This is a genomic window from Candidatus Zixiibacteriota bacterium, assembly GCA_020853795.1.
Lineage (GTDB): Bacteria > Zixibacteria > MSB-5A5 > CAIYYT01 > CAIYYT01 > JADJGC01.
Window position 1 is genome coordinate 1 of sequence record JADYYF010000198.1, and the last position, 2,679, is coordinate 2,679.

At 62.6% G+C, this 2,679-nt stretch carries 3 protein-coding genes; all 3 read right to left on the reverse strand.

The features are described from left to right. Window positions 1–138 (reverse strand): 3-deoxy-7-phosphoheptulonate synthase (locus tag IT585_14850; GenBank protein ID MCC6964528.1); only part of this gene is annotated, 138 nt, incomplete at its 3' end. Between the two features lie 233 nt (window positions 139–371). Beyond that, window positions 372–1,085 (reverse strand): bifunctional demethylmenaquinone methyltransferase/2-methoxy-6-polyprenyl-1,4-benzoquinol methylase UbiE, encoded by a 714-nt coding sequence (ubiE, locus tag IT585_14855; GenBank protein MCC6964529.1) that lies wholly within the window; start codon window positions 1,083–1,085, stop codon window positions 372–374. Between the two features lie 138 nt (window positions 1,086–1,223). Continuing rightward, on the reverse strand, window positions 1,224–2,679 hold a 1,456-nt coding region (locus IT585_14860; protein ID MCC6964530.1), incomplete at its 5' end, for a PAS domain S-box protein.

Below are 2,679 nucleotides of genomic sequence, written 5' to 3' on the forward strand. Positions count from 1 at the left end.
CTGGAAGGAATCCACCTGGGTGCGCGGTTTGTAAGCGCCGCCGCGCAGAAACCTGACATCACAGCGGTGCAAGAATTCGGCAACCGCCGCGAGTTGCGCTTCATCTTCAACAGCGCAGGGTCCGGCGGTAACGTTCAGGCGGCCGCGATCGCAGAGCAGGTCGTAACATCCGCGCTCGCCGGGGCGTTGCAGCGTCAGGCTGGCATGATCGAAGCCGCGATTGTGCAACTGCTCCCGAACTTCCGGAGTGATCCGACCCAGGACGCGCACGACCGTGTGGTTGTGCTCGGAAAGCTCGTAATCGATCCCGAGCTGGTCGAGCATGGTAATAAACTCCTGCTTGCGCAGGTCGGCGGCGGCGAAACTGTAGATCACGGTTTCTGCCCCGTGTAGAGCGTCACGATTCCTCCGTTCAGCGGCCGGGCCTGCGGTGCTGTGAAACCCGCGCGCGCCATCAACTCGCAGAACGCTGTCCCATAAGGAAAGGTTTCAATCGTCTGATTCAGATAAGCGTAGGCGTAAGAGTCGCCGGAAACCGTCCGTCCGACGACAGGGACAATCCGGCGGATGTAGAACAGGTGCAGGCGGCGCAACAGGCGATTCTGCGGTAACGAAAACTCAAGGATGATCGCTTTGCCGCCTCGACGGAGCACGCGGCGCATCTCACCCAGGCAGACATCGAGGTCCGCCATGTTGCGAATACCGAAGGCAATGGTTACGGCCCCGACCGATTCATCCGGCAGCGGCAGGGCATGGCCATCGCCGCGCAGAAATTGGATGCGGTCGGACCAACCCTGTGCCGCGGCTTTGGTCGTGGCCAGGGTGAGCATGCGTTCGGCCATATCGATTCCAATCACGCGGCGCTGTGCATGGGCAGCCGCGGCCGCCAGAGCCACGTCGCCCGTGCCGCAAGCCAAATCGAGGACCGGCGTCTCAGTGTCGCGCGGCAGCTCCGCTACCGCCCGGCGACGCCAGGCGCGGTCGAGCCCGAGGGATAAGAGGCGATTGAGCAAGTCATAGCGCGGCGAGATGCGATCAAACATCCGATGCACATCGTGCCGCGACGGCGATACCATAGTCGACACAGCAAATTCCGGCATAGTAGAACCGAGCGCCGGCGCTTCACCGCGAAGCGCCGCGCGCAGTTAAATAATATACGACCCTGAGAGCCCGGATGCAACCACTGTGACAGGGAGCGGATTGGTAGATTTGTAGCTAAGTAACTACGACCGAACGGGATGAGCGGCAGCCGGCGCAGCCTCAGCCGCAAAGTGGCGCAGCAGCATAGTCAGCGCTGGAGCGCCGTCAACGACCAGTTCGGTCAAATCGCGCATTTGGTCGCGCGGTCGAATGCTTTGGTTGGCGTTGATCAAGACAGTGGGGAAGTTGCAGGCGCGGCACTCGCGGGCGATGATTGCCAAATCTGACTCCGGCAGCCGGAAGGTGTCGATCAAGCAGATTGCGCGCCGCTGCGTTGCCAGCGGACTCAGGTCGCGGATCGTTTCCGGCCGGGTGAACGTCAGGCCCAGATCGCGGCATTCGTTGGCATAGGCCTGCAGAGTGTGCGGATCAAGGCTGAAGATGATCAAGTGCGTGATGGTCGCGGTGAAGTTGTCGCCTTCGAGTGGCGCGGGTGCGATCGGCAGGCGAACGGTGAAGGTGCTGCCCTTGTCGACGGCGCTGGCGACCGTGATCGAACCGGAGTGCGCGCTGACGATGTTGCGACAGAGCGACAGTCCCAGCCCGGTGCCGAACCCGGAGTCTCGGCCCCAGACGCCCTTGGTGGAGAAAAACGGATCGAAGATACGGGTCAGATTCTCGGGCGGGATGCCGACGCCCGTGTCGCTGACGCGCAGGTAGATCGACTCGTCGTCCGCGCCAAGGCCGATTGTCAGTTCGCCGCCGTGAGGCATCGCCTGGGTTGCGTTCAACATCAGGTTCAGCACGACCTGCTGCATCCGGCCGGGCGAGGCCATCGTTCGCGGGATCGGCGCAAATTCTCTTCGGAACTTGATGTGGCGATCGGCCAGCTCCTTGCTGGCGAACCGCGCGGAGGCCTCAACCACTTCCGTCAGGTCAACGGGAGCAAGTGCGTCGCTCTGGTTGCCGGAGTAGGTCAGCAGCGCCATGACGGTCTCGTTGGCCTTGTTCCCGACCAGCATGATTTGCTCGAAAGCTTCCCGTGCCCCCTGAATTCCATCGGGTCCGCCGAGATTATCGAGCGCAAAGCCGGCGTGACCGATGATTCCGGCCAGGTGATTTTTGAATTCATGCGCCACGCCTGCGGCCAACGTGCCGATCGAGGCAAACTTGTCAGCCTCGAGCAGTTGCTGTCGCCGCGCCTGCTCCTCGGTGAGGTCGCGCATGATAATCGTCAGCGACTCTTCCTCGCCAATCGCGACCCGGCTAAGTGACATCTGGATCGGAAAATCGCGACCGGCGGGCGTGCGCGCGCGCGTTTCGAAGGAGCGCCGATCGTTGCGCTGCAGAGACTCGCGCGTAAGTTCCGGCAGATAGCGCAGGACGGAGAAGCCGGTCTGCGGCTCGGTCAGGTCGAGAATTTGGGCGGCGGCCGGATTGAGCGAGCGCACAATCCCGTCCGCGTCGGTAACAATGATGCCCTCGGCGGCGGAGTCGACCAGCGTATGCAATTGCAGTAAGCTGGCCCGCAGTTCCGCC